The sequence below is a fragment of the Vibrio sp. 1288 genome (assembly GCF_033344475.1).
Window position 1 is genome coordinate 1 of sequence record NZ_JAWPOX010000918.1, and the last position, 566, is coordinate 566.

Genomic DNA, 566 nt, shown 5'->3' on the forward strand with positions numbered 1-566 from the left:
GAGCACGGTGGTTTCATTATCCGCACGGCCGCAGAAGGGGCGGACGAGAAAGAACTCTCTCAAGATGCTGCGTTCCTAAAACGCTTATGGCTGAAAGTCATGGAGCGTCGTTCTAAGTACAAGACACGTTCAACGCTGTATGGCGAGCTTGGTCTTGCACAACGTATTTTGCGTGACTTCGTTGGAACGGAACTCGACAAGATTTTGGTCGATTCACGTTTAGAATATGAGAACCTCAAAGAGTTTACTTCTGAGTACGTACCGGAGCTGACCGATAAGCTTGAGCTTTACGAAGGTGACAAGCCTATCTTTGATATGTACGACACTGAGAACGAAATTCAACGCTCTTTGGAGCGCAAAGTTGAGCTCAAGTCGGGTGGTTACTTAATCATCGATCAAACAGAAGCGATGACCACCATCGACATCAACACGGGTGCGTTTGTTGGTCGTCGTAACTTAGAAGAGACCATCTTTAATACCAATATTGAAGCGACTCAAGCCATTGCTCGCCAGTTACGTCTGCGTAACCTAGGTGGCATCATCATTATCGACTTTATCGATATGGC

At 46.6% G+C, this 566-nt stretch carries 1 protein-coding gene; it reads left to right on the top strand.

Features of this window, described 5'->3' with window-relative positions:
• On the top strand, positions 1 to 566 hold a 566-nt coding region (locus tag R8O11_RS30090; RefSeq protein WP_318195244.1), incomplete at both ends, for a ribonuclease E/G.